General features: G+C 67.0%; 19 protein-coding genes and 1 tRNA gene. 7 read left to right on the plus strand and 13 right to left on the minus strand.

From position 1 onward, the window contains the following. Nucleotides 1-32 precede the first annotated feature (32 nt). Nucleotides 33-1,139: a glycosyltransferase family 4 protein gene (locus ACFQRE_RS19425; RefSeq protein ID WP_380125626.1), complete on the plus strand. Its 1,107-nt coding sequence runs from the start codon at nt 33-35 to the stop codon at nt 1,137-1,139. A 74-nt stretch (nt 1,140-1,213) separates the two neighbouring features. On the opposite strand, the gene ACFQRE_RS19430 is transcribed toward ACFQRE_RS19425, so the two are convergent. Further along, on the minus strand, nt 1,214-1,360 hold the full coding sequence (locus tag ACFQRE_RS19430; protein WP_380125628.1) for a hypothetical protein: 147 nt from the start codon (nt 1,358-1,360) through the stop codon (nt 1,214-1,216). After that, nucleotides 1,357-2,760, minus strand: a complete 1,404-nt coding sequence (locus ACFQRE_RS19435) for a hypothetical protein (protein ID WP_380125630.1) — start codon at nt 2,758-2,760, stop codon at nt 1,357-1,359. The genes ACFQRE_RS19430 and ACFQRE_RS19435 overlap by 4 nt, the downstream gene beginning before the upstream one ends. A 612-nt stretch (nt 2,761-3,372) precedes the next feature. Between ACFQRE_RS19435 and ACFQRE_RS19440 the strand changes: the two genes are divergently transcribed. After that, nucleotides 3,373-4,563: an acyltransferase family protein gene (locus ACFQRE_RS19440; RefSeq protein WP_380125632.1), complete on the plus strand. Its 1,191-nt coding sequence runs from the start codon at nt 3,373-3,375 to the stop codon at nt 4,561-4,563. A gap of 73 nt (nt 4,564-4,636) precedes the next feature. On the opposite strand, the gene ACFQRE_RS19445 is transcribed toward ACFQRE_RS19440, so the two are convergent. Next, nucleotides 4,637-5,488, minus strand: coding sequence for a 2OG-Fe(II) oxygenase (locus ACFQRE_RS19445; RefSeq protein ID WP_380125634.1), 852 nt, complete (start codon nt 5,486-5,488; stop codon nt 4,637-4,639). Nucleotides 5,489-5,596: 108 nt separating this feature from the next. Between ACFQRE_RS19445 and ACFQRE_RS19450 the strand changes: the two genes are divergently transcribed. The 3 genes from ACFQRE_RS19450 to ACFQRE_RS19460 are packed head-to-tail and all read left to right on the plus strand — an operon-like array spanning nt 5,597 to nt 10,367. Continuing rightward, the gene (locus ACFQRE_RS19450; protein ID WP_380125636.1) at nt 5,597-7,063 is read left to right on the plus strand and encodes a bifunctional glycosyltransferase/class I SAM-dependent methyltransferase; all 1,467 of its coding nucleotides are present in this window, start codon (nt 5,597-5,599) and stop codon (nt 7,061-7,063) included. A 23-nt stretch (nt 7,064-7,086) separates the two neighbouring features. Beyond that, on the plus strand, nt 7,087-9,144 hold the full coding sequence (locus ACFQRE_RS19455; protein WP_380125638.1) for a hypothetical protein: 2,058 nt from the start codon (nt 7,087-7,089) through the stop codon (nt 9,142-9,144). Nucleotides 9,145-9,161: 17 nt separating this feature from the next. Beyond that, nucleotides 9,162-10,367, plus strand: a complete 1,206-nt coding sequence (locus tag ACFQRE_RS19460; RefSeq protein ID WP_380125640.1) for a hypothetical protein — start codon at nt 9,162-9,164, stop codon at nt 10,365-10,367. Here ACFQRE_RS19460 and ACFQRE_RS19465 read toward each other — a convergent pair. Continuing rightward, entirely contained in the window at nt 10,327-10,746 is a 420-nt protein-coding gene (locus ACFQRE_RS19465; RefSeq protein ID WP_380125642.1) for a hypothetical protein, read from the minus strand. The two genes, ACFQRE_RS19460 and ACFQRE_RS19465, sit on opposite strands and share 41 nt — an antisense overlap. 138 nt (nt 10,747-10,884) lie before the next feature. Then, nucleotides 10,885-13,554, minus strand: coding sequence for a DNA polymerase I (gene polA / locus ACFQRE_RS19470; RefSeq protein WP_380125644.1), 2,670 nt, complete (start codon nt 13,552-13,554; stop codon nt 10,885-10,887). Nucleotides 13,555-13,602: 48 nt separating this feature from the next. On the opposite strand from polA, the gene ACFQRE_RS19475 reads away from it, so the two are divergent. Next, nucleotides 13,603-14,049, plus strand: a complete 447-nt coding sequence (locus ACFQRE_RS19475; RefSeq protein WP_380125646.1) for a hotdog fold thioesterase — start codon at nt 13,603-13,605, stop codon at nt 14,047-14,049. Between the two features lie 40 nt (nt 14,050-14,089). On the opposite strand, the gene ACFQRE_RS19480 is transcribed toward ACFQRE_RS19475, so the two are convergent. Next, the gene (locus ACFQRE_RS19480; RefSeq protein ID WP_380125648.1) at nt 14,090-14,656 is read right to left on the minus strand and encodes a GNAT family N-acetyltransferase; all 567 of its coding nucleotides are present in this window, start codon (nt 14,654-14,656) and stop codon (nt 14,090-14,092) included. Nucleotides 14,657-14,773: 117 nt separating this feature from the next. Here ACFQRE_RS19480 and ACFQRE_RS19485 point away from each other — a divergent pair, with 117 nt between their 5' ends. Next, on the plus strand, nt 14,774-15,580 hold the full coding sequence (locus ACFQRE_RS19485) for a DUF554 domain-containing protein (RefSeq protein WP_380125650.1): 807 nt from the start codon (nt 14,774-14,776) through the stop codon (nt 15,578-15,580). 53 nt (nt 15,581-15,633) lie between these two features. Here the strand turns inward: ACFQRE_RS19485 and ACFQRE_RS19490 are convergent, their stop codons facing one another. From ACFQRE_RS19490 to ACFQRE_RS19520, 7 genes are all read right to left on the minus strand, one after another. Then, nucleotides 15,634-16,257: an ANTAR domain-containing response regulator gene (locus ACFQRE_RS19490; RefSeq protein WP_380125652.1), complete on the minus strand. Its 624-nt coding sequence runs from the start codon at nt 16,255-16,257 to the stop codon at nt 15,634-15,636. Between the two features lie 53 nt (nt 16,258-16,310). Next, a tRNA-Leu gene (locus ACFQRE_RS19495) sits at nt 16,311-16,396 on the minus strand. A gap of 60 nt (nt 16,397-16,456) precedes the next feature. After that, entirely contained in the window at nt 16,457-17,920 is a 1,464-nt protein-coding gene (gene pyk, locus ACFQRE_RS19500; protein WP_380125654.1) for a pyruvate kinase, read from the minus strand. 43 nt (nt 17,921-17,963) lie between these two features. Continuing rightward, entirely contained in the window at nt 17,964-19,427 is a 1,464-nt protein-coding gene (locus ACFQRE_RS19505) for a glutamate synthase subunit beta (protein ID WP_380125656.1), read from the minus strand. After that, a complete protein-coding gene (gltB, locus tag ACFQRE_RS19510; protein WP_380125658.1) occupies nt 19,420-23,964 on the minus strand; it encodes a glutamate synthase large subunit in 4,545 nt (1,514 codons plus the stop codon). The genes ACFQRE_RS19505 and gltB overlap by 8 nt, the downstream gene beginning before the upstream one ends. Before the next feature lie 146 nt (nt 23,965-24,110). Then, nucleotides 24,111-24,971 (minus strand): prolipoprotein diacylglyceryl transferase, encoded by an 861-nt coding sequence (lgt, locus tag ACFQRE_RS19515; RefSeq protein WP_380125660.1) that lies wholly within the window; start codon nt 24,969-24,971, stop codon nt 24,111-24,113. Beyond that, a complete protein-coding gene (locus tag ACFQRE_RS19520; RefSeq protein WP_380125662.1) occupies nt 24,971-25,741 on the minus strand; it encodes a DsbA family protein in 771 nt (256 codons plus the stop codon). The genes lgt and ACFQRE_RS19520 overlap by 1 nt, the downstream gene beginning before the upstream one ends. Nucleotides 25,742-25,766: the final 25 nt, after the last annotated feature.

Here is a 25,766-nt window from a genome sequence, read left to right on the forward strand (position 1 = left end):
GAAAACGCGGTTCTACTCGAGGTGAACTTTTCGTGGCCCTACGCATCCTGCTGCTCAACTGGCGCGACATGGATCATCCGGAGGCCGGAGGCGCGGAGAAGTACCTCGTCACCGTCGCGGAGGGACTCGCTGCGCGGGGCCACGAGGTCATCTTCCGCACTGCGGCCTACCCGGGGGCGGTGCAGGAGGAGGTCGTGCGAGGAGTGCGATACATCCGCAAGGGTGGGCGCTTGGGGATCTACCCACGAGCACTTGCAGCGAATCTCCTTCGTCGCTACGACGCGGACGTCGTTGTTGATGTCCAGAACGGTATGCCGTTTCTCAGCCCGCTGACTCGCCACCGCCCCGTCGTGAACCTGGTCCACCACGTCCACAAGGAACAGTGGCCCGTCGTGTTCGGGCCCCGCCTGTCACGTGCCGGATGGTGGCTCGAGTCCCGCCTCGCCCCGATCGTGTATCGCAACACCGACTACGTCGCCGTCAGTGATTCGACACGCGCCGAACTGAGCGGACTTGGTGTCGACGCCAACCGGATCCAAGTGATCCACAACGGAACCGACGCGACGCCCCTTGACGCAGAACCTCGATCGAACCAACCGTCGATGATCGTCCTCGGCCGTCTGGTCCCGCAGAAACGAATCGAGTTCGCCCTGGAGGCGCTGGCTCAGCTCGTGGGCGAGATGCCGACCCTGACGCTCGACGTCGTGGGCTCGGGCTGGTGGGAATCGCACTTGCTCGAGCGTGTCGCCGAACTGGGCATCGATCAACACGTGACGTTCCATGGCCACGTCTCCGAGGCAGAGAAGCACCAACTTCTTGCGAGGGCATGGGTGCACGCATTGCCGAGCCTCAAGGAGGGTTGGGGCCTGGTCGTCGTCGAGGCAGGCATCCACGGCACGCCAACAGTGGCGTTCAGCGAGGCCGGTGGGCCAACGAACTCCATCGTGCACGGTCGAACCGGCTTGCTCGTCGACCACGGCTCGGAGGCATTCACCCAGGCTGTGCGCTCGCTCCTCGTGGATGACGACCTCAGAGACCGCATGAGCGGCGAGGTCACGACGTGGGTGTCCCAGTTCCACTGGGACGAAACCGTGGCCAAGTGGGAGCAGGCGCTCCTCAGATCAGCCGGCTCACGGTAGGCCCGAGGACGACAGCGAGACCGACCCCCAATCGGGGGCCGGTCTCGTCCTGACCTCGGGAAACTAGGCCCGGGTCACGGGGCGTCGTAGAAGACGACCTGCTCGCTTTTGGCAGCAGAGTTCGCGCTCGGGGTCACGGCGGAGACACCACCGACGACGGCAACGAGAGCGAGCACGGCGCCAGTGATCAAGGAGGCGACGGCACCAAGGGAAGTCATCATGGGCGCGAGCGTAGCAGACTGGCCGGTAACTTCCGTCGCATCCACGCCACGAGCAAACCTGTGATGCTCACAACAAATGTCGTCACGGTGAGGGCCCAACCAAGTGCCCCCCACCGACCGACCTCTGGGGTCTCACGACCGTGGCCAAGATCGACGACGAGGAGGCGCGGGTCATCCACGATCACCCTGCCAGCAGCTCGAACTGACCCCTCGTCGACATCAAGACCAGCGCCCAACTCCGCCGCGATGTAGCGCACACCGGCCGACGCGAGCGCATCCACCGGCGACCCACCTCGCTCGAGCTCTGCGGAGACTGCGGCAGCCCGCGGGTTCTCGCCGGCAACCGTGCCGCCACGCAGCCGCAACGAGTCATCGAAGAGCACACGATGGTCGATGATCCTGGGAGCCAGCGTGAGCGAGACCCTGTCGCCGTTCCAGTCGTAGCGCCGGTATTGCTGCCACGGCAGCAAGCCGACCTCCCCCGCAGGCTGGGCCGACAGCCGTGCAGCTGCCTCTCGATATCCCTCGGGGACCGGCTCCGCGTCGAGCCTGCCTCCGACCCCCCACAGCAATTGCGGGGACAGCAGGATGACGAGGCCGATGACGCCCGCCGCCGCTGGCCCTGCCACCGACGCGCACATCGGCCGCAAGCGTTCGATGATGAGCCCAGCGCCGACGGCAAGTGCGATCACCCACAGCGCAAGGAACTTCTGGCTGTCGCGGAGCACGCCCCCACCCGGGATCTGGGTGACCATCCAGGTCCACAGGTCTCGCGTCATGGGCATGGCGCTCAGAGCGACGACCAGCGCCCCGCCGACGATTGGCACGAGGACCCGCCATTGCCGCGCCCGAAGCACCTCAAGGACGAAGGCGACGATCGCCACCGCCGCCAGCATCGCCGCGAGCACGGCGATGAGCAGGAGACTGCGTTGCGCGGGGTGTGAGGCGGTGTTCCAGAATCCGCCGCCGCTGACGAAGGAGCCCCACAGCCCCAGCGGTGTGTCCGCCACGGGTGCGAACGCGTCGACACTGCCCGGATCGACGGAGACGCCGGCACCCCATGCGGGTAGCACCCACCCGGCCGACACCCCAACGGCGACAGCCGTGGTGAGAACCAATGAGCCGCAGGATCGACGTGGGGCCCGCCCGATCCCCGCCAGGAGGACAGCGAACATTGCCGACGCGGCCAGCGCCACCGTGTTCACTCCCCCGACTCCAGCGACACAGAGGGCGAGGACCAAGGCGCCGCGTCGACCCGAGCCATCGACAACCCGTAGGGCTGCACGAACGGCCCACGGCAGGACGGCATACCCCAAGAGCACAGTCCATTGACCCACGACGAGACGCTCGGAGACAAAGGGGTTCCAGACCGCTGCCAGTGCGACGGTTGAGGTCGCCAACATCCCAGAGTCCGGGCGAATCTGGCGTAACAGAGCTGCCCCACCCAGAGAGGCCAGAACCAGGATTGCCCCGAGAATGAGCTTCTGGGCCACCGCTGGTGTGACCAACCAGCCCAGAAGCCAGGCAACCGCGTCACTGGGCACGGCGCGAGGTGCCGGCGTGCCCGAGCCCGTGGCGAATGGCGTGAGACGACGATCCGGGGACCACACCAAGTCATATGACTGAACGAGCCCTCGCCCCAGGACCGGGCCAAGGATGAGGGCCGCGGAGACGACTGAGAGACCCAGCGGTACAAGACGTGATGACGCCCCCCACTCCCGTCGCAAGACAGCGGCCGCACGTCCGAGAGGGCCACGTCGGGGAGGGCCGGTTGCCGCAGTCCCGGCCGTCGTCATCTCCACCCGATTTTCATCCTGGGTGAACCTATCAGCGGCCCGCCTCGACCAGAGGGACATCGAAGAGCCCACGCGGGTCTGGCTTCGCCGCTCTCCTCCCTTCCGCACTCCACTCCACAGCCGAGTTCCCTACCCGTGTCGCAGGACTCCCGCACCCCCCGTGACCTCGGTCTGAACTCAAGGCCCTGCAGCCCTTGCTCATGTACGGTGACCGGCGTGTCCCAACACCGTGTGTCGCCCACACTGCCACGACGAGACAGCGCCCTGGATGGGCTGCGCGGTCTGGCCATTGTCCTCGTGGTCCTCTCGCACGGCTGGACCGTCTACCCGTTCGACGACATCGCGAAGATCGCACCCTTCGATGCTCTGCTCCTCGCAGGGAATGTCGCCGTCACGCTGTTCTTGGTGATCAGCGGCTATCTCGTCACTCGCAGCATGCTGATGGCACGAGACGCCCACGGCGCGTCGGGTCCATGGCGCACGTTCCTGCGCCGGTTCCTTCGGATCTCGGCATCGGTTGCCGTTCTGCTTCTGGCCGTGGGGGTGATGTCCGAGACCGACACAACCGACACCGCCCCGCGGGACGCAACACAGAAATCGATCTTGCATGTAGCAACCTATACATGGAACTGGTTCGTTCGGGCTCACGCCCTCGAAGCGCGGGGCGATCTGGGACCTCTCTGGTATCTGAGCGTGGAGATGCAGTTCTACGTGGTCCTTGCCCTTGTGGTGGCGCTATGGGGGGCGCGGCGCCGGGAGTTGGGTCTGGCCCTGTTGATTCTCCTACCCTTGGTCACCTGGTGGCGTTGGCACAACTACGACGCGGAGGGCTGGTACAGCTCACTGTTGCGCACGAGCACGCGTATCGACGGACTCCTATGGGGAGCCTTGGTGGCGCTTCTCGTGCCGTACCTGCAAGCGACCACAAAACTGTTGCCGCGGTTGCGAAGACGCGCCGCAGCCCTTCTCGGCGCATCCTCGCTCGTCATCGTTGGCATCGTGATGTCCAGTTCTCGCTTCGACATCGGCGACTACATGAAACTTCAGGGGCTGATCATGGCGATGGCGGTGGCACTGTTTGTCGCCGCGAATCACTTCGTGGAGCCCACAACCCTGATCGTTCGAGCCCTCTCTTGGGGACCGCTGCGCGTGCTGGGTTCGGTGTCGTTGACGATCTACGTCTGGCACTCCCCCCTCCTTTGGGCCGTTGCCCGCCACACAACGGACTGGAGCAACGTGACCCGCACCATGGTCGCGCTGGCTCTGCTGGTGCTCGTCACCGTGGTGACCCATCGCTTGATCGATCGTCCGGTTCAGCGATGGACGTCGCACATAGGAAGGCAGGCGCCTCGCGAGGAGGGCGCCCATGTTGTCAAGCACCCCTCGTCGACAACGAACCCAAACTAGGGACAAACCACGAAGGTCCGGAGTTCAGCGACACTTTTGCGCCGAACCCGGGCCTTCTCCGTCCGTCCGCCTCTCACTTCTTGGGGCGACGCAACTTGTTCACGCGCTCGAGAATGCCACTTACCTGGTCATCCGAGATCCCGAGCTTGCGCTTGGCCCGGTCGTAGAGGTCAACGGCACTTCGGTCGATGGCAATGGCAGCACGCTTGATGCCCGTCTCTTCGGGCCGCGCCCGGTAGTTGGTCGCCTTCCTCACCGGGCTGGCCTCCTCGGTGAAGTAGTAGAGCGCCATCGAACAACGGGCCACATCCTCCGGGCAGTTCAGGGCATCCGGGTGTCCGTGGAAGCTGTCAGCCGTGGTGGTGAAGACGAGCATGCGGTTGCCCGCAGGCTGAACCCTCGCCTGAGCGGCGGTCATCTCCGTATCCCACAGTTCGAGCTGGCCGCCCCACTCCTCGCGCCACTCCTCGTTGAGATAGAGCAGGATGTTCACGCGACGGCTCCAGTTCTCCTTGACATGGTGCGTCGTGAAGTCGGCGTGCACGTTGAGGTGTCCACCACGCAGCGTTTGGTGAAGTCCCCCACCATCCATGCTCCAGTCCGGCAGGAGGTTCGTGATCCCCGTGAGCTCCTCGAGGAACCCCAGGAAAGCAGGCGACACGAACTCCCTTGCCACCGCGTTGAGGGTAGGACCCCACGTGTCCGGTTGCGTGTTGCCGTACTTCGTCTCGTTGACGTGCAGGTATCCCTTCCAGAAGGGATCCCCCATCGGAGGAAATTCCTTGGCGGCCCGGGTGAAGGCGTCCCCGTACAGAACGTCGTCCACGACGATGTGCGGGAAGGGGCGAGCAGACCGATACGCGTCGGCAAGCTCCGGAAGGCGCGACTTCAGGCTCTGCAGGTCTACGAGAGTGGCGTCGGTCATGCCGCGGAGTATGCCAGAACGGGGCCCTTCGTCGTTACCGTTGGGTAGGATCTTCCACGCCCCCGCAGAGCGAGACAGTCGGACTTGCCCAGGGCAGCACCGAGAGGGATGACATTGACGTCAGTATTGGGGCAGCCCGCCGAGCCCGCGAAGCCGCGGATCGGCGTTCTTGTGGTCGCATACAACGCGGCGACCACGTTGCGGCAAACCCTCGACCGAATCCCCGCCGCGTTCCGCGATCAGCTCGACCACGTCCTGGTCTGTGACGACGCCAGTCAGGACGAGACCTACCAGGTCGGGCTGGAATACAAATCCGGCTCGACGCTCCCTCTCACGGTCATCAAGCACGTTGAGAACCTGCGTTACGGCGGGAACCAAAAGTTCGGTTACCGCTGGGCCATACAAGAGGGGCTCGATATCGTCGTGATGCTGCACGGCGACGGGCAGTACGCCCCCGAGGTTATGGAGGAGCTCGTCTCACCGCTCGTGAGCGGAGAGGCCGACGTGGTCATGGGTTCTCGGATGATGGAACGAGGATCAGCCCTCAAGGGAGGGATGCCCGTATACAAGTACATGGGGAACCGGATCCTCACGCGCTTCCAGAACGCCATGACAGGCGCCTCCCTCACCGAATGGCACAGCGGATACCGGGCCTACCGCACCGACGCCCTTCGCGATGTTCCCTTCGCCGAGTACTCGAATGACTTCGACTTCGACACCGAGATCATCCTCGGGATGCTCGCGGCCCGGAAGCGGATCATCGAGGTCCCCATCCCGACCTACTACGGCGACGAAATCTGCTACGTCAACGGCTTGGCGTATGCGCGTGATGTCGCCATAGACGTCACACGTCACCGTGCTCGGCAGATGGGCTTCGGGCGTTCCGGAGGCGGTATCGACACCCAGGCCTACGAGGTCAAGCACAGTCCCCACTCGTCGCACGGACAACTCCTCGACTGGTTGACCTCGATGCCCGCTTCAACCGTGCTCGACGTGGGCTGCTCCGATGGGCACTTCGCGGGCCTTGTCAGGTCGATGGGACACCATGTCGTCGGTGTCGACCTGGTCAAGCACGACGGGGTCGGAGAACGCGTGGACTCCTTCGTCGAGGCAGACCTCAATGCCGGTCTTCCCGACGAGGCCGGGTCCGGATATGGCGTCATCGTTGCCGGTGACGTGCTCGAACACGTCATCGATCCCGATGCGTTGATGGCCGACATGAAGTCGCGTCTCGCCGACGACGGAACCATCCTCGTCAGTGTTCCCAACTTTGGCCACTGGTACCCGCGACTGCGAACTGCCTCGGGCACGTTCGATTACGACCAGCGCGGCCCCTTGGACCGCGGGCACGTACGCTTCTTCACCCGCCGAAGTTTCGAGAAGCTCATCGCCAACGCTGGACTTCGGGTTGTTGAGCGCCGCACCGTGGGTTCACCCCTTGACGTCCTCGAACGGGGAGCCAGTCCGGTCGTGGGGCGCGCAGCAAAGATCGCATCAGCAGTTGATCGGGCCGCGGTCAAGGCGCGACCGACGTTCTTCGGCTACCAGTTCTTGTACAAGCTGGAGCGCGTTTGAGTCTGGCGCCGCAGCAAGGCGGGATGCGTCCAGGTGCGCTGCCGCGACGCATCCTCGGCTCAACCGCAGCGGGGCTGGTTCTCGGGGGGCTTCCGTTCTTCCTGATCCTCCTGAACTTCCGCACGGACCCGCTTCGCACGTCCGTTCCCCGGCGGTTCGCGTCGAACTTCTTCGACCTGCAGGCCACGGCCTTCCTCAACGGAAGGCTGTCCATTCCGAACGGATCACTCGGCATCGAGGGCTTCGTCATTGACGGCAAGACCTACATGTATTTCCCGCCTTTCCCCGCCCTGTTGCGCGTACCCGTGCAAATGCTCACGCACGAATGGGATGGGCGCCTGACCTTGATCTCCATGGCCCTTGCCTGGGTCGTTCTGGCCGTGGTGACAAGTCGCCTCGTGTGGCTGGTACGAAGCTGTCTTCGCCCCGAAGAGGAGGTGAGCCGGCGCGATGCCGTCATGGGTGCGACATTGATCGCGGCGGCCACGGGGGGCACCGTCCTCACTTTTGATGCGGCCCTGCCGTGGGTCTACCACGAGGTCTACATGTGGGCGACGGCCCTCGCGGTGGGCTCGGCGTACTGGCTCCTGCGAGTGGCGCTCGATCCAACCCGCAACTCGATCCTCTGGCTCGGCGGCTTCACCCTGGCCACGGCGCTGACGCGCACCCCCGGGGGCTTGGCCATGAGCGGTGCCACCATCGCACTCGCCGGTTGGCTGGCGTGGCGCCAGGGCAGGATCCGGAGCCGACGACGGCTCGCCATTCCGGTGTCCGTCCTCGCGGCCGGAGCCGTTCCTGCCCTGACCTCAGTGGCCTACAACTGGGTGAAGTTCGGCCACCCCTACCTCTTCCCGCTCGAGTCCCAGATCTGGACGCAGGTCAACGCCCATCGACGTCAGGCCCTGGAAGTCAACGGCGGCACCATCACCGGGCCGCAGTTCTTCGAAACCACGTTGATCAACTACTTCCGACCCGACGGCATTCGGTTCGTGGACTACTTCCCATACATCACGCTGCCGGCTGAGCCCGCCCGTGCCTACGGCGGCGCGTTCCTCGACCAGAGCTATCGCACAGGAAGCGTGACCGCGTTCATGCCACTCCTGATCCTGCTCAGCCTGGCCGCGCTCGCTGTTCTTGTCCGCCGGCAGGCGTCTCCCCAGATCGCGGCACTCCGGTGGCCAGCTGTCGGAACCGTGGTCATCGGAGGTGCGGTCCTCGGATACGGGTACCTCGCGAACCGGTACACGAGCGACTTCGTCCCCGGGCTCATCGTCATGGGGACCATCGGATTGTGGGGCGTCACCTCCTGGCGATGGCCTCAGGCAGGAGTGTTGCGGTGGCTGTTGCCAGCGACGATGGTCGGCCTGAGCGCCTTCAGCCTTGTGGCGCAGATGGCCACAGGGTCCCTCGTGGCAGCCCAGACCGCACGTGGGGACCAACTCGTGACCTACCTGTCGTTGCAAGAGCGCCTGAGCGGAGGCCTGGGGTCGCCGGTGGACAAACTCACCTCACGCTCCGATGACATGCCCGAAGGCGGATCCGCGGACGACCTGCACATCATCGGTGACTGCGAGGGGCTCTACGTGAACTCCGGAGACCAGTACGAACCGTGGAACCTGGTCGAGCAACGAGACATGACCGTCGAGGTCACCCCGACCTTCGTCAGGTACAAGCCGGGGACCTATCGGATCTTTCATCAGTCCGGCGTCGAGGATCGCTACGTGTCACTGGAGTTCGACAAGGGGATTCCTCAGGTGAGGGTGGTCATCGAGGACGAGGACGGCGATTTCTACTCCCCTTGGTTCGAGGTGGCTCGCGGGCGCAAGATCCGGGTGACGGCCCACACCGAACCGGACGTCTTCGACACGCGGATCCGGGTCAATGACGGCGACCAGTACGACCTCCACCTGCCGGTCGCCGAGTGGAACAAGGACTGGTACAACGAGCTCACCCGACTCACCTTCATGTCGACCCATGACGACGGGAGTACCGATCACATCCGGGTGGCCAACCGGTGGGGTCAGGTCCCTCCCCTGTGTGACCGTCTCGCCGACAACGCCTCAAGCCTTCCAGTTCGGTGATCGGTCACGAACGCGTGATGACTCCTCGCTCACGGTCGATCTCAGGTTGGGGAGCCGTCGGCGCAGGCACGCTGCTCGCCAATGTCATCGCCTACACACTGTTCCTCGTCCTCAATCGCGAACTTGCAGCTGACGACCTCGGGGCCGTTGCCTCACTGCTCAATCTCGTCATCATCGCGGGGGTAGCAGCCTTGTCGACGCAGCTGGTCAGTGCCTGGCGGGTCGCCCTCGACCGCCCGGACGCCCACGCCGCAGCCCTGCGCACGGGCGCGATAGTCGGACTCATCATGAGTGGAACGGTCGCCGTGGTCTCCCCCGTGCTCGTGCCCCTTCTTCACCTCGACGGCCCGCTGCCCGTCCTCCTCGTCGCCGCCTCGATGCTGCCGACCTGTGTCACAGCCGGAGTGCAGGGCAGCCTCCAAGGGTCCGAACGTTTCGTCGCTCTGGGGATCGTCTATGCAATGACATCCATCATCCGCACTGCGGGAGGCGCGTTCGCGGCGTGGGCCGGCTGGGGGGTCACCGGCGTAATGGCTCTCACCACCGTGGCGGCATGGTTCATGGCTTTCGTCGCGGTCCTGCTCGTGCGCGACCATGTGGGTCGCGCCCTCCACGCCGACGTCCCCACGCAGGTGCGCCGGGTTCTTGGTGGCATGGCGGGGACCTCGGCCCTGCTCGTCGCCTCCACGATCGACACCCCCGTGGCCCGGCACGTCCTCTCGGGTGCTGATTCCGGCGCGTATGCCGTCCTCAGCCTTTTCGCGAAGGCTACCTTCTGGGGTCCGGCCTTCCTTGCGACCGTGTTGTTCCCACACATGTCCCGGGCGAAGGGGTTGCGGCCGTTGTTCGTTGCCCTCGGTGGGACCGCGGCCATCGTCGGGGTCGGCGTCGCGGTCTCCGCCCTCCTGTCAGGTCCGCTCGTCCGCATCGTCGGAGGGCCGGCATACACGCATCTCGCAGACCTGGTGCCGGCTTTCACCGCTCTCGGGGGCGCCTGGGCCCTCTCCCAGGTCCTCGTCTTCTGGGGTGCGGCCCGCGGGCGACACGTCGTGGGCTACCTGGTCTGGGGAGCAGTCGGGCTGGCGACCCTCGTCGTCGAGCTGTGGCGCCACGACAGTGTCGCCGAGGTTGCGACGACCTTCCTCGTCGCCTCCGTGCTCGTGACCGTCATCGGGACCGCCGTCAGCCTCCCCCGCCGCCCCAAGGACCCTGCCCGCCGTTGACGCCGGGCGGGCCGTCGTCACCGGACCCGAGTTCCATGCCGGGTACGACGGCTGCGCCAATGGCGACTCCAGCGATGAGCGCTAGGAAGACACCGATGAACGGGCGGTTCGGCGACGGGATGAGCTGCCATGCTGCGGCCGTCGTGAGCAGCAGGAGCACGAGCCACACCATGCCCGCGTTCCCCGGCGACATCCCCGACGTCGGGCCCCTGCGCAGGGTGATGACCAGCGTGATCGCCACGAAGCCGAAGATCGCGGCGGTCAGAATCATGGACGGACTGATGGTGCGCTCGTTGTTGTAGCGCCACAGCGACGCGACGAAACTCACGACCAGCGTCAGGGCGCCGATGGCGATGTTGATGATGCGGGCAATTCTCACGGCCCACTCCGTCCGTCGAGCGGCACCAGTGACCAGGTCCACCACGCATGCCGATGACCGCAGGCTACGACCGCCGGCGCAGCTCGGACCCACGAACGCCGATCTTCGCCGTCCCACTCGGGACGAGCGATGGCTCGGTCAGTGGGCGGCGTCGTGCCAGCTGTGGCCCAGGCCGACGCTGACGTCGAGCGGGACGTCCATCTCGATGGCCCGCCCCATCTCGGTGCGCACCAACGCCTCGACGTCGTCGCGTTCGCCCTGGGCAACCTCGAGCACGAGCTCGTCGTGCACCTGGAGCAGCATCCGTGACTTCGCCCCCGACTCACGCAGGGCGCCATCGACGCCCTTCATCGCGAGCTTGATGATGTCGGCAGCAGAGCCCTGGATGGGCGCGTTCAGCGCCATCCGCTCGGCACCTTCGCGGCGCTGTCGGTTGTCGCTCGTGAGATCGGGCAGGTAGCGACGGCGGCCGAGCATGGTCGCGGTGTAGCCGGTCGCACGGGCTTCCCCCACGACCTCGCGCAGGTAGTCACGCACGCCACCGAAGCGCGCGAAGTACTCGTCCATGAGTCCCTGCGCCTCCCCCGTCGAGATGGACAGCTGCTTGGACAGCCCGAACGCGGAGAGGCCATAGGCGAGGCCGTAGCTCATCGCCTTGACCTTGCTGCGCATCTCGGCCGTGACGTCCTCGGGCTCCACGCCGAAGACCCGCGCACCGACGAAGCGGTGGAGGTCCTCACCCGTCCGGAACGCCTCGATGAGCCCCTCATCACCGGAGAGGTGCGCCATGATCCGCATCTCGATCTGGCTGTAGTCGGCCGACATCAGCGACTCATAGCCGCCACCCACGACGAAGACCTCGCGGATGCGGCGCCCGGCCTCCGTGCGGATCGGCACGTTCTGGAGGTTGGGATCGGTCGAGCTGAGGCGACCCGTGGCGGCGATCGTCTGGATGTAGGTCGTGTGGATCCGCTGGTCCTCGGCCACCGCCTTGATGAGTCCCTCGACCGTCACGCGCAGGCGCATCGCGTCGCGGTGACGGAGCATCGCTTCGAGGAACGGGTGCTCGGTCTTGGCGTAGAGGTCGGTCAGCGCGTCCGCGTCGGTCGTGTAGCCGGTCTTGGTCTTGCGCGTCTTGGGCAGACCGAGCGTCTCGAAGAGGACGGTCTGCAGCTGCTTGGGCGAGCCGAGGTTGATCTCGTCACCGCCGATGGCGTCATAGGCGTCGAGCTGGGCCTCGCGCACCTTCGCGTCGAAGTCGGCCTCGAGAGCGCTGAGCGCGTCGGTGTCGACGGCGATCCCGGTGCGCTCCATCGCGCCCAGGATGTCGACGAGCGGCAGCTCGATGTCGCGCAGCAGCTCGGTCCCGCCGGTCGCCTCGAGCTGTTCACTCAGCGGCACCGACAAGTCGAGCACCGCGCGGGCCCGCACCATCGCGTCCTGACCGACGGTGCCATCGTCCGTTCCGAAGTCGAGAAGGCCCTGTCCGCCCGCGTGCTCCTTTGCCTTGAGCTCGCGCCCCAGGTGACGGACCACGAGATCGGCAAGGTCGAAGCTTCGCTGGTCGGGCTTGACCAGATAAGCGGCAAGGGCGGTGTCCATCGTGACCCCGCGCAACGGCATACCCCTCGTTTGCAAGGCATGCATCGGTCCCTTGGCGTCGTGCAGGATCTTGGGACGCGCAGCGTCCGCCAGCCAGTCGGCGAGCGCCTTCTCGCCGCTCTCGTCGAGTTCGGTGACATCGATGTATGCCGCCGCGTCACCTGCCGTTGCCAGGCCCACCGCCGCGACGTCGCCGGTTCCGCGCCCCCAGGTGCCGACGACGTGAAGGCCGGTCGGCTCAGTCGTCGCATGCTCGTCGAGCCACGCCTTGACCTCGGCCGAGGACAGGACCGACGCGTCGAGGTCGAAACCACCCTCGGCCTCATCGGGGGCGGCGTCGAAGGTCTCGAAGAGGCGTTCGCGCAGGACGCGGAACTCAAGGCCGTCGAAGACCTTGTGGACCTCTTCGCGGTCCCACGTCGCTCGCTCGAGGTCGGAGATGGTCACGGGCAGGGTCAGGTCACGCACCAGCTGGTTGAGGCGACGGTTGCGCAGGACGCCGTTGAGGTGCTCGCGCAGCGACTCCCCCGCCTTGCCCTTGATCTCGTCGGCGTGCGCGACAACGCCTTGCAGGTCTCCATAGAGGCCGAGCCACTTGGCGGCCGTCTTGGGTCCGACACCGGGGACACCCGGCAGGTTGTCGCTCGTCTCACCCACGAGGGCGGCGAGGTCGCTGTAGCGCTCGGGTGCGACGAGGTACTTCTCCTCGACGGCCTTGGGGTCCATCCGCCACACGTCGGAGACCCCGCGCACGGGATAGATCAACGAGACGTTCTTTGTGACGAGCTGGAAGGCGTCGCGGTCCCCCGTGACGATGACGACCTCCATGCCCTCGGCCTCGGCCATCGTCGTCAACGTGGCGATGACGTCGTCGGCCTCGAATCCGTCGATCTGGACGTGCTTGATCCGCAGCGCATCGAGCACCTCGCGGACCAGCGCGACCTGCCCCTGGAACTCGCTCGGGGTGGCCGACCGGGTCGCCTTGTAGTCGGCGTACTCCTCGGAGCGGAACGTCTTGCGCGACACGTCGAACGCGACGGCGACGTGTGTGGGGTTCTCGTCACGCAGCACGTTGATGAGCATCGACGTGAAGCCGTAGACGCCGTTGGTGTGCTGACCCGTGCTCGTCGAGAAGTTCTCCACCGGAAGGGCGAAGAACGCGCGATAGGCAAGGGAATGACCGTCAAGAACAAGGAGGCGACTCACGCGTGGCAGCCTATGGCCAACCCCCGACACCAGTGAAGGCGACCACTCATGAGCAACGAACACGACAGCACCGCCCCAGACCTCATGCCGTTCGTCGAGCAGATGGCGGCCCTCAATCCGACCTCACTCCTGCACAGGATGGGCATCGAGGTCACCGAGGCCACGATGGAGCGCGTCGTGGCGACGATGCCCGTCGAGGGCAACACCCAGCCCTACGGTCTGCTCCACGGTGGCGCGTCGGTCGTGCTCGCCGAGACCCTCGGATCCATCGGCGCGGCGCTCCACGCAGGCAAGGACCGGATCGTCGTGGGGACGGACATCAACGCGACCCACCACCGCGCAGCCCGTAGCGGACTCGTCACCGGCGTCGCCACCCCCATCAACGTGGGCAACACCTTGAGCGCGTGGGAGGTTGTCGTCACCGACGAGGACGGCAAGAGGGTCTGCACGTCACGCCTGACCTGCCTCGTCCGTCAGGCACCGCCCGGCGCCTGAACGCACTGGTTGGTGTCAGCTGGGACTTCGTGCGGGTCTCTCAGCTGGCGCGGGAAGCCATCGAGCGCAGCGACCTGCGGCGCCGGATGAGCTGGTCCACCGTGGCGTTGACGACGCTGCCCTGAGGGGCGAGTCGGCGCCGCAGGTGGCTCGTGCCGACGACGCGGCGCACCAGGACCGATGAGAAGCCGAGCCGGGCAAAGAAACGGTGGGCCTCACGGCTCTGCGTCGGGACGTTGCTGACGACGACCTCCGACCCGGCTCGTTCGGCCAACGACGTGACCGCCGACAGCAGGGCCCGGGCCACGCCGTGGCGTCGCGCGCTCGGGTCGACAAAGAGGAGTTCGATGGCGATCTCGGGCTCCGGCTGGAGCCCGAACGGGTTCTCCGTCGTCACGACATAACCGACCGGTCGGCCATCAATGCGCGCCACGTGGGCGTAGACATCAGGGCGCCCGAGTGCGAGCTCGAGACGCCCGTCGTTCGCGAACCGCGTCGCCACCTCGAGGGGGACCCCGGCATCGATCTTGGATGCCAACCACAGGCCGACGAACTCTCGCAGCTCGTCCCGTGGGACGGCTGTGACCTCGACCATGCTGCGCACCATCGGCGCCTCCTCGACCTCACAGCCCCCTGCGCGGTTGACGTCCCGACCCTACGGGTCCGTAGCCACTCACGGTAGGTCTTGGGCAAGATCGCTTTCAACCACCGTAGAGTCACCGCCGTGGATCCCTCGTTTCCCGGGCTCGGGACCGTCATCAACGTCGCCACCGTCGTCGTCGGCGCACTGCTGGGTATGGCTGTGGGACACCGCTTCCCGGTCCGCACCCGCTCCGTCGTCACCGACTGTCTCGGTCTCACGACGCTGCTCATGGCCGGACTGTCGGTCGTGAGCGTCACCGACCGCGCCCTGTCGGATGCGACGGGCAGCGGAGCCCCGGTCCTCATCGTTCTGGGCTCGCTCCTCATCGGCTCGATCGCCGGATCGCTGCTGCGCATCGGCGACCGGCTCGAGTCCCTCGCCGGTGTCGTGGAGGCCTGGTTCGCGCGCCGCTCCCCCGCCCTGGCCGACGTCGACGACGTGGATCCGGTCGATGGCGCGACTCACGGGACGACGGCCCGCGAGAAGTTCATCGAGGGCTGGCTGGGTGCGTCGCTGCTGTTCTGCGTCGGGCCACTGACGATCCTCGGGGCGCTCTCCGACGGCTTGGGGCGCGGCATCGACCAGTTGCTGCTGAAGTCCGTCCTCGACGGCTTCGCGGCTCTCGCCTTCGCGTCGACGTTCGGCATTGGCGTGCTGCTCTCCGCCGTGTCGGTCGCCGTCGTCCAGGGGGCGTTGACGGTTGTCGGCGTCCTGCTCGGTTCAGTCCTCCCCGAGCCGCACATCCTGGCCCTCACGGCCACCGGCGGGCTGATGCTCGCGGGGATCGGCCTGCGCCTGCTGCGCATCAAGGACGTGCCCGTGGCGGACATGCTGCCCGCGTTGATCGTGGCGCCGCTTCTCACCCAGCTGGTCATCACCCTGGGGTGAGACACGACGTATGCCGGCCGGCCGGCATACGCGATCGTCGCACCGGAGGTGCGTCAGGCCTTTTCCATGCCTGCCACGACGGCGTCGGAGACCTCTTTCATGCCCATGCGACGGTCCATCGCGGTCTTCTGGATCCAACGGAAGGCCTCGGACTCGGTGATCTTGAGCTTGGCCATGAGCACGCCCTTGGCGCGGTCGACAGACTTGCGGGTCTCGAGGCGCTCACCGAGGTCGGCGACCTCGGACTCGAGGGTCTTGAGCTCACCCCAGCGGGAGAGCGCGATGTCGATGGCCGGGACGACGTCGGTCGCCGTGAAGGGCTTGACGATGTAGGCCATGACACCGGCGTCACGGGCGCGCTCGACGAGCTCGGTCTGGCTGAAGGCGGTGAGCATGACGACGGGGCAGATGCGCTCCTTGCCGATCTGCTCGGCCGCGGTGATCCCATCCATGACGGGCATCTTGACGTCCATCATGACGAGGTCAGGACGTAGCGAGGTGGCCATCTCGACAGCCTGCTCACCGTTGCTGGCCTGCCCGACCACCTCGTAGCCGGCCTCACCGAGCATCTCGGCCAGGTCGAGCCTGATGATCGCCTCGTCCTCGGCAACGAGGATCCGCTTGGCGGCGCGAGGGCTCTCGGGCGCCGCGGGGGGTTCGGGGGTCGCTGTGCTCACGGGGTCAGCCTAGGGGACAGGAACCGGTCGGCCGCGCGCGACCGACGTCACCATGGTGCCGAGGGCGGGACTTGAACCCGCACGCCCTTTCGAGCAAAGCATTTTGAGTGCTCCGTGTCTGCCATTCCACCACCCCGGCGGGCGTGCGGAACCATTCTAACGGCGGTCGTCGGGGCTGCGTGCGCAGCCCCGACGGCGCTCACTTCTGTGTCGCGCCGGCCACGTCCTCGTAGGCCGGTGCGACCCTGTTCTTGGCGTCGCCGATGCGGTGGACACGCAAGGCGTTGGTGGAGCCCGGGATGCCGGGGGGCGAGCCCGCGACGATGACGACCAAGTCGCCCTCGTGCGCCTTGCCACACCCGAGGAGCTCCTCATCGACCTGCATGGCGAACTGGTCGGTGTGACGCGCCTCGGGAGTGAGGAAGGTTTCGACTCCCCAGGTGAGGGCGAGCTGCGAGCGAGTCCACTGGAACGGCGTGAACGCGAGCATGGGGATGCGCGGTCGCACGCGGGCCAGGCGGCGAGCCGAGTCGCCACTCACGGTGAAGCAGATGAGGAACTTGCAGCCCAGGAGCTCGCCGATCTCGGCCGCAGCAGCCGTCACCGCACCACCCTTGGTGCGCGGCTTGGTGTCGAGGGGCTTGATGCGGCCGAGTCCGTGCTCCTCGGTGTTCTCGATGATGCGGGCCATGGTGGTGACTGCCTCGATCGGGTGTGCACCCACACTCGTCTCACCGGACAGCATGAGGGCGTCGGCGCCGTCGAGGACCGCGTTGGCGGCGTCTGAGGCCTCGGCGCGGGTGGGTCGGCTGTTGGTGATCATCGACTCGAGGACCTGAGTCGCAACGATGACCGGCTTGGCCTGCCGCCGGGCGAGCTCACAGGCCCGCTTCTGGACGAGGGGCACGGTTTCGAGGGGCATCTCGACACCAAGGTCGCCGCGGGCGACCATCAGTCCGTCGAAGGCACGCACGATCTCGTCGAGGTTGTCGACGGCCTGTGGCTTCTCGATCTTGGCGATGACGGGGATCCGGATGCCCATCTCGTCCATGATCCGGTGCACCGGCTCGATGTCGGCGGCGCTGCGCACGAAGGAGAGGGCGATCATGTCGACCCGGATGCCGAGGGCCCAGCGCAGGTCCTCCTCGTCCTTCTCGGACAGGGCCGGGACGCTCATGGCGGCACCGGGAACGTTGATGCCCTTGTTGTTGCTGAGCACCCCACCCTCGACGACCTCGCAGATGATGTCGGTGTCGGTGGACTCGATCACGGTGAGCGCGAGCTTGCCGTCGTCGATGAGGATCGAATCGCCCGCGGAGACATCTCCCGGCAGACCGGCATACGTCGTGCCGACCTCGTCCTTGGTGCCCTCGACGTCGCGGTTGGTGATGGTGAACCGGGCGCCGTTCTCGAGCATGACGGAGCCGTCCTTGAAACGACCCGTCCGGATCTTGGGGCCCTGCAGGTCAGCCAGGATGCCCACAGCGTGACCCAGCTCGTCGCTCGCGCGACGCACGTCCATGTAGACCTTGGCGTGGTCCTCGAGGTCACCGTGGGAGAGGTTGAACCGGGCTACATCCATTCCCGCTCTGACCAGCTCGCGGAGCTGTTCGGGAGAGGATGTGGCAGGACCCAGGGTGCAGACGATCTTGGCGCGGCGCATGGTCGTCAGCCTATCTGCGAGAACGGTTGCGCCGTGATCGGGGTCACACAGTGAGAGGACGGTCTGTCGGGTTGACCGGACGCGGCAGGCGCGACGGCTTTCCCGACAGCCAGGCATCGACGTGGTGGGCGGCTGCGCGGCCCTCGGCGATGGCCCAGACGATGAGTGACTGACCGCGACCGGCGTCCCCGGCGACGAAGACTCCGGGGACTGAGGACATGTAGTCGGCGCCGCGACGCACGTTGGAACGCTCGTCGAGCTCGACACCCAGTTGGGCCACGAGGGTCTCGGTCTGCGGGCCGAGGAACCCCATGGCGAGCAGCACGAGCTGGGCCGGCAGGACCTTCTCGGTGTCCTCGACCGGCTCGAAGCCGTTCTCGCCACGACGGACCTCGTGCACCCGCAGGCCACTGACGCGGCCCTGGTCGTCGGAGACGACCTCCTGGGTGCTGACGGCATACAGGCGCTCGCCGCCCTCCTCGTGGGCCGAAGCCACCCGGAAGGTCATGGGGTAGGTCGGCCACGGCTGACCCGGGGCCCGCTCCTCCCCCGGCTGCGGCATGATCTCGAGGCTCGTGACGGACTTGGCGCCCTGACGGTGCGAGGTGCCGATGCAGTCGGCTCCGGTGTCTCCACCACCGATGACGATGACGTCCTTGCCCTCGGCAGTGACCTGACCGTCGACGGTCTCGCCGAGGGAGACGCGGTTCGCGGGCGGGAGGAAGTCCATGGCCTGGAGGACGCCGCTGGCCTCGTGGCGCCCCGGGACGTCGAGGTCGCGCGGCACGGTGGCGCCCATGGCGATGACGACGGCGTCGTAGCGCGCACGCAACTGCTCCCAGGTGACATCGGCACCGACGTCGACAGAGCTGCGGAAACGCGTGCCCTCGGCCTGCATCTGCTGGAGGCGACGGTCGACGACCGACTTCTCCATCTTGAACTCGGGGATGCCGTAGCGGAGCAGACCACCGGGGCGGTCGGCCCGCTCGTAGACCGCGACGGTGTGACCGGCGCGGGTGAGCTGCTGCGCGGCAGCCAGACCTGCCGGACCGGAACCGACCACGGCGACGGTCTTGCCGGACAGCCTCTCCGGCGGACGGGGAGCGACTCCCCCATCGGCGAAAGCCTTCTCGATCGTGGTGACCTCGACCTGCTTGATGGTCACAGCGGGCTGGTTGATACCCAGCACGCAGGCGGTCTCGCAGGGCGCCGGGCAGAGGCGCCCGGTGAACTCGGGGAAGTTGTTGGTCGCGTGGAGACGCTCGATCGCGGAGCGCCAGTCACCCTTCCAGGCGAGGTCGTTCCACTCGGGGATGAGGTTGCCGAGCGGACAGCCGCTGTGACAGAACGGGATGCCGCAGTCCATGCAGCGACCGGCCTGACGCTGGAGCTGGCCCAGCTCCTGCTCCTCGTAGACCTCGCGCCAGTCCATGATGCGCACGGGCACGGGACGACGAGCCGGGAGCTCACGCTCGCGGTTCTTGAGAAAGCCTTGGGGGTCAGCCACGGGAAGCCTCCATGATGCGGTCCCAGACCTCAGCGCCTTCGAGGTCGAGGCCTTCGGCCTCGGCAATGGCGCGCACGTCGAGGACTCGCTGGTAGTCGCGGGGAAGGACGAGGGAGAAGCGCTGACGCGCGGCCTGCCAGTCCTCGAGCAGGTGGGTGGCCACGGCCGAACCGGTGTGGCTGCGATGACGTTCGAGCAGGTCACGTACGACCTCGACGTCGCTGTCCCGCAGGGGAGAGACGTCGACGAGTTCGCCGTTGACGCGCGAGGCGTCGAGATCGAGGACATAGGCGACACCACCGGACATGCCGGCCGCGACGTTGCGTCCGGTCGATCCGAGGATGAGCACCGTGCCACCGGTCATGTATTCGAGGCCGTGGTCGCCCACGCCCTCCACGACAGCGGTGATGCCGGAGTTGCGCACGCAGAACCGCTCGCCGACACGTCCGCGCAGGAAGATCTCGCCGGAGGTCGCGCCGTAGCCGATGACGTTGCCGGCGATGACGTTGTCCTCGGCCGTGAGCGGCGAGGTCGGGTCGGGTGCAACGACGATGCGCCCGCCCGACAGGCCCTTGCCGACGTAGTCGTTGGCGTCACCGACGAGACGCAGCGTCACACCCTTGGGGACGAACGCGCCGAAGCTCTGACCGGCCGACCCACGCAGGGTGATGTCGATGGTGTCGTCGGGCAGCCCGTTGGAGTGGACCCGGGTCACCTCGTGACCCAGCATCGTGCCGACGGTGCGGTTGACGTTGCGCACCGCCACGGTGCCCGTCACCGGGGTGCCGTCATCGATGGCCTCCCGCGCGATGGCGATGAGCTGGTGGTCCAGGGCCTTCTCGAGCCCGTGGTCCTGACTGATCGTGTGCCGTGTGGCAGAGCCGTCGGGGCTCTCGACCTCGGCCAGGATCGGCGAGAGGTCGAGTCCGGCGGCCTTCCAGTGGGCCACGGCCTTGCTCGTGTCGAGCGCGGTGATCTGGCCGATCGCCTCGTCGATGCTGCGGAAGCCCAGCGATGCGAGGTGCTCGCGAACCTCCTCGGCGATGTACTCGAAGAAGGTCTCGACGAACTCCGGCTTGCCTGAGTAGCGCGAACGCAGCTCGGGGTTCTGGGTGGCGATGCCGACCGGACAGGTGTCGAGGTGGCAGACCCGCATGAGGATGCAGCCGCTCACGACGAGGGGCGCGGTCGCGAAACCGAACTCCTCGGCGCCGAGCAGCGCAGCGATGACGACGTCACGCCCGGTCTTGATCTGACCGTCGACCTGGACGACGATCCGGTCGCGCAGGCCGTTGAGCACGAGGGTCTGCTGGGTCTCGGCGAGGCCGAGCTCCCAGGGTCCGCCCGCGTGCTTGAGCGAGGTGAGGGGCGAGGCGCCCGTGCCACCGTCGTGCCCGGAGATGAGCACCACGTCGGCGTGGGCCTTGGAGACACCCGCCGCAACGGTGCCGACGCCGATCTCGGAGACCAGCTTCACGTGGATGCGGGCCTGCGGGTTGGCGTTCTTGAGGTCGTGGATCAGCTGCGCGAGGTCTTCGATCGAGTAGATGTCGTGGTGCGGCGGCGGGCTGATGAGGCCGACGCCGGGCGTGCTGTGACGCGTGCGGGCCACCCACGGGTAGACCTTGGGTCCGGGCAGCTGGCCGCCCTCACCGGGCTTGGCACCCTGCGCCATCTTGATCTGGATGTCGTCGGCGTGGGTGAGGTAGGCCGAGGTGACACCGAAGCGGCCCGAAGCCACCTGCTTGATGGCAGAGCGGCGCTCGGGGTCGAGGAGGCGCTCGAGGTCCTCGCCGCCCTCACCGGTGTTGGAGCGACCACCTAGGCGGTTCATCGCGACCGCCATGGTCTCGTGAGCCTCCTTGCTGATCGACCCATAGCTCATGGCACCGGTGCTGAAGCGCTTGACGATCTCGCTGATGGGCTCGACCTCGTCGATCGAGATCGGCTCCCGCTCTGCCCTGCCACCGAGCTCGAAGAGCCCACGCAGCGTCATGAGTCGTTCGGACTGGTCGTCGATGCGCGCGGTGTACTGCTTGAAGATGTCGTAGCGACGCTCGCGCGTGGCGTGCTGCAGGCGGAAGACCGTGTCCGGGTCGAAGAGGTGCGGCTCGCCTTCGCGACGCCACTGGTACTCACCTCCGACGCGCAGCTTGCGGTGGGAGAGGATCACCCCGTCAGTCGGGTATGCCGAGTCGTGCCGTGCCGCCGTCTCTGCGGCAATGACGTCGAGACCGATACCGCCGAGCTGCGACACCGTGCCGGTGAAGTACTCGTCGACGAGCTCCTGCGAGAGGCCGAGGGCCTCGAAGACCTGGGCTCCTCGGTAGGACGCCACGGTGGAGATGCCCATCTTGGACATGACCTTGAGGATGCCCTTGCCAAGCGCCTTGATGAGGTTCTTGACGGCCTGCTCCGCAGTGACGCCGGTGACGGCACCCGTGCGGACCATGTCCTCGACGGTCTCCATCGCCAGGTAGGGGTTGATCGCGGCCGCGCCGAAGCCGACGAGCAGCGCGACGTGGTGCACCTCGCGGACGTCACCAGCCTCGACGAGAAGGCCGACCATGTTGCGGGTCTTCTCACGGATGAGGTGGTGGTGCACGGCTGAGGTGAGGAGCAGCGACGGAATCGGTGCGTGGTCACGGTCGGAGTCACGGTCGGAGAGCACGACGAACCGGGCACCGCGGGCGATGGCCTCGCTGACCTCGGTGAAGATCTCCGCCAGGCGACTGCGCAGGGCGGCTTCGCCCTCGTCGACCTTGTAGGTGCCGCGGACGACGTGGGTGGCGTAGCCGGGCAGGTCGCCGTCGGCGTTGATGTGGACGATCTTGGAGAGCTCGTCGTTGTCGATGACCGGGAAGGACAGCACGACCTGGCGGGCGTGCACCGGAGTGGCCTCGAGCATGTTGCCCTCGGGACCGATGACCGTGCCGAGCGAGGTGACGAGCTCCTCGCGGATCGCGTCCAGCGGCGGGTTCGTCACCTGCGCGAAGAGCTGGGTGAAGTAGTCGAAGAGCAGGCGCGGCTTGTCCGACAGGACCGCGACGGGCGTGTCGGTGCCCATGGAGCCCAAGGCCTCGCCACCGGTGCGAGCCATGGGCGCGAGGAGGATCTTGAGCTCCTCCTCCGTGTAGCCGAAGGTGCGCTGACGACGGGCCACGGAGGCAGCCGTGTGAATGATGTGCTCGCGCTCGGGCAGGTCCTCCAGCGAGAGCAGGCCGGCGTGCAGCCACTCCTCGTAGGGGTTCTCGGCAGCCAGCGCGGACTTGACCTCGTCATCGCTGACGATGCGCCCGGCGGCCGTGTCGATGAGGAACATGCGACCCGGCTGGAGCCGGCCGCGCTTGACGACCTTCTCGGGCGGCAGGTCAAGGACCCCGGCCTCGGAGGCCAGGACGACGAGCCCGTCCTCGGTGACCCAGTAGCGACCGGGACGCAGGCCGTTGCGGTCGAGGACCGCACCGATGAGCGTGCCGTCGGTGAACGCGACGCAGGCGGGACCGTCCCAGGGCTCCATGAACGTCGAGTGGAACTCGTAGAACGCGCGACGGGCCGGGTCCATCTCGGCGTGGTTCTCCCACGCCTCCGGGATCATCATGAGGACGGCGTGCGGCAGGGACCGACCACCGAGGTGGATCAGCTCGAGGACCTCGTCGAAGCTGGCCGAGTCCGAGGCGTCGGGCGTGCAGATCGGGAACAGCCGGTTGAGGTCGCCGCTGAAGGTCTCGGACACGAGCTGGCTCTCGCGGGCTCGCATCCAGTTGCGGTTGCCCTTGACGGTGTTGATCTCACCGTTGTGCGCCATGAGGCGGTAGGGGTGGGCCAGCGGCCAGCTCGGGAAGGTGTTGGTGGAGAAGCGGGAGTGGACCAGGGCCAGCTCGCTCGCGAAGCGCTCGTCGGACAGGTCGGGGAAGAACGGCTCGAGCTGACCAGTGGTCAGCATGCCCTTGTAGACGATGGTGCGGGCCGACAGCGACGGGAAGTAGACCTCCACCTCGCGCTCGGCACGCTTGCGCAGGCAGAAGGCGAGGCGGTCGAGCTCGATGCCCGAAACACCGCCGTCGGGAGCCGCGACGAAGACCTGGCGGAAGACCGGCATACAGGCCCGCGCAGCCTCCCCGACGAGGTCGGGGGTGACGGGCACGTCACGCCAGGCAAGGACCTCGAGGCCCTCCTCTGACGCGATCTGGCCGATCCGCTGCTCGGCAGCGGAACGCTCGGACTCGTCCTGGGGCAGGTAGGCCATGCCCGCGGCATACGCGCCTGCGGCCGGAAGCTCGACGTCGAGAACGGCACGGAAGAAGGCATCGGGCAGCTGGGTGAGGATGCCCGCACCGTCACCGACGAGCGGGTCGGCGCCGGTGGCGCCACGGTGGTCAAGATTGCGCAGCGCCGTGAGGGCGTGCTCGACGATGTCGTGGCCAGCCGTGCCTCGCATGGTCGCCACCATGGCAACGCCACAAGCGTCGTGCTCGTGGTCGCGCCGGTAGAGACCGGTGTCGGCCGGGTGGGCGGAGAAGCGCGTCGGAGACACGTCGGGTCACCGTCCTCAGGGAGTCGGGGCCGGGCTCGCGAGAACGCGAGGATCAGGGCACGGAAAGGTCATCGGACGCGGACAGCGGTGGCCACGTTTCGACGGATGCTATCCCACGGGCGTCTTGCAATGCGAGCGGAGGTATCTCACATCGTGGACGGTTGAGGTGTGGCCTCGGCCTTGGTCCGCGCCCGACGACCCGTGTGGACCACGATCGCGACGCCGATGAGGAAGACCACGATGCTCGTCCAGACGTTGAGGCGCTGGCCCCAGATGAGCTCGGCCTCGTCGGTGCGCATCTTCTCGATGATGATCCGACCGACGGGGTAGCCCGCGATGTAGAGCCCGAAGAGCTGTCCGGGTGCCAGAGACCGGCGACGCTCGATGAGCAGCAGCGCCACGGCCAGGAGCATGACGAAGATGGCTTCGTAGAGGAACGTCGGGTGATAGACGCCCTGCACGATGGCGTCGCCATTGGCGTCAGTGACGGCCCGGCCCGCCGACGCGTCCCACTTGTGGATCTCGAGGCCCCAGGGCAGGTCCGTCGGTCCGCCGTAGAGCTCGTTGTTGAACCAGTTGCCCCAGCGGCCGATGCCCTGGGCAACCGCGATGCCCGGTGCCGCAGCGTCCGCGAAGTCGAGATATCTCACACCGACCCGGCGACAACCGAACCACGCCCCGAGCGCACCGAGAGCCACGGCTCCCCAGATGCCAAGCCCGCCCTCCCAGATCTTGAGCGCGTCGATGGGGTGCCCGTCCTTGCCCCAGTAGGGGCCGGGCGTGGTGATGACGTGATAGAGCCGACCGCCGATGATGCCGGACACGACGGCGTATGCCGCGACGTCCAGTGCCTGCCCCGGCTCACCTCCGCGGTCGCGGAGTCGGCGATCCGTCGCCCACACGGCGACGACGATGCCGAGTAGGATGCACAGGGCGTAGCCACGGATCGGCAAGGGGCCGAGATGGAGGACACCCGCGGTGGGGCTCGGCATGCTCGCCGGGAACATCACTTGGTGGCCGCTTCGATGGCAGCGACGAGGCCGGCGACGTCGCCGATCTGGCGGAGGTCGAGCGTCTGACCGGCGAGCGCGATGCTTGGAGTCCCCGTGATTCCGGCCTTGTTCGACGCGTCCTCGGTCGACTGGACGTACTTGGTGTACTTCTTCTCGTCGACACAGGTCGTCCAGGTGTCCAGCGCGCTGCCGGTGATCCCCGCCTTCTCGGCGAAGGCCTTGGTCTGAGCCCGGGTCCAGCCCTGACCCTCGGTCGCGGGCATGTTCGCGTAGACGTCGTCGTGGAAGGCCTGGAACTTGCCGGCGTCGGCAGCACACATCGCGGCGTTCCCCATCGTCAGCGAATGGGTCGTGCCGGTGTTGCCGTCGATGATCGTCTTGAGGTGGTACACGAGCTTGATCTTGCCCTGTTGGGCGAGGTCGGAGATGGTGCTCCCCATGATCCGCTCGAAGTCAGCGCACGCCGGGCACTGGAAATCCTCGTAGACATCGAGCGTGGGTGCACCGGCAACGAGGGTGACGTCCTTGTTGGCCACGAAGCCCTCGCCCATGGCTCCCGCGTTCGCCGGGACCGCCGTGCTCGTGCCCACCCGGTCCTGCTTCTTGCCCTGGGCGATGACCACTCCCCCGACGACCGCGATGATCGCGACGACGACGACCACTGCGGCGACGATGATCTTGCTGACGCCGGCGCCGCTGTCCTTTCGGGCCGCCTCGATCTTCGCCTGGCGCGCACTGGCCGGGCCTGTCATCTTCTTCGCCATGGTGCTCGGCTCCTTGGGCAACGGG

This window comes from Knoellia pratensis (assembly GCF_042666395.1).
Classification (GTDB): domain Bacteria; phylum Actinomycetota; class Actinomycetes; order Actinomycetales; family Dermatophilaceae; genus Knoellia; species Knoellia pratensis.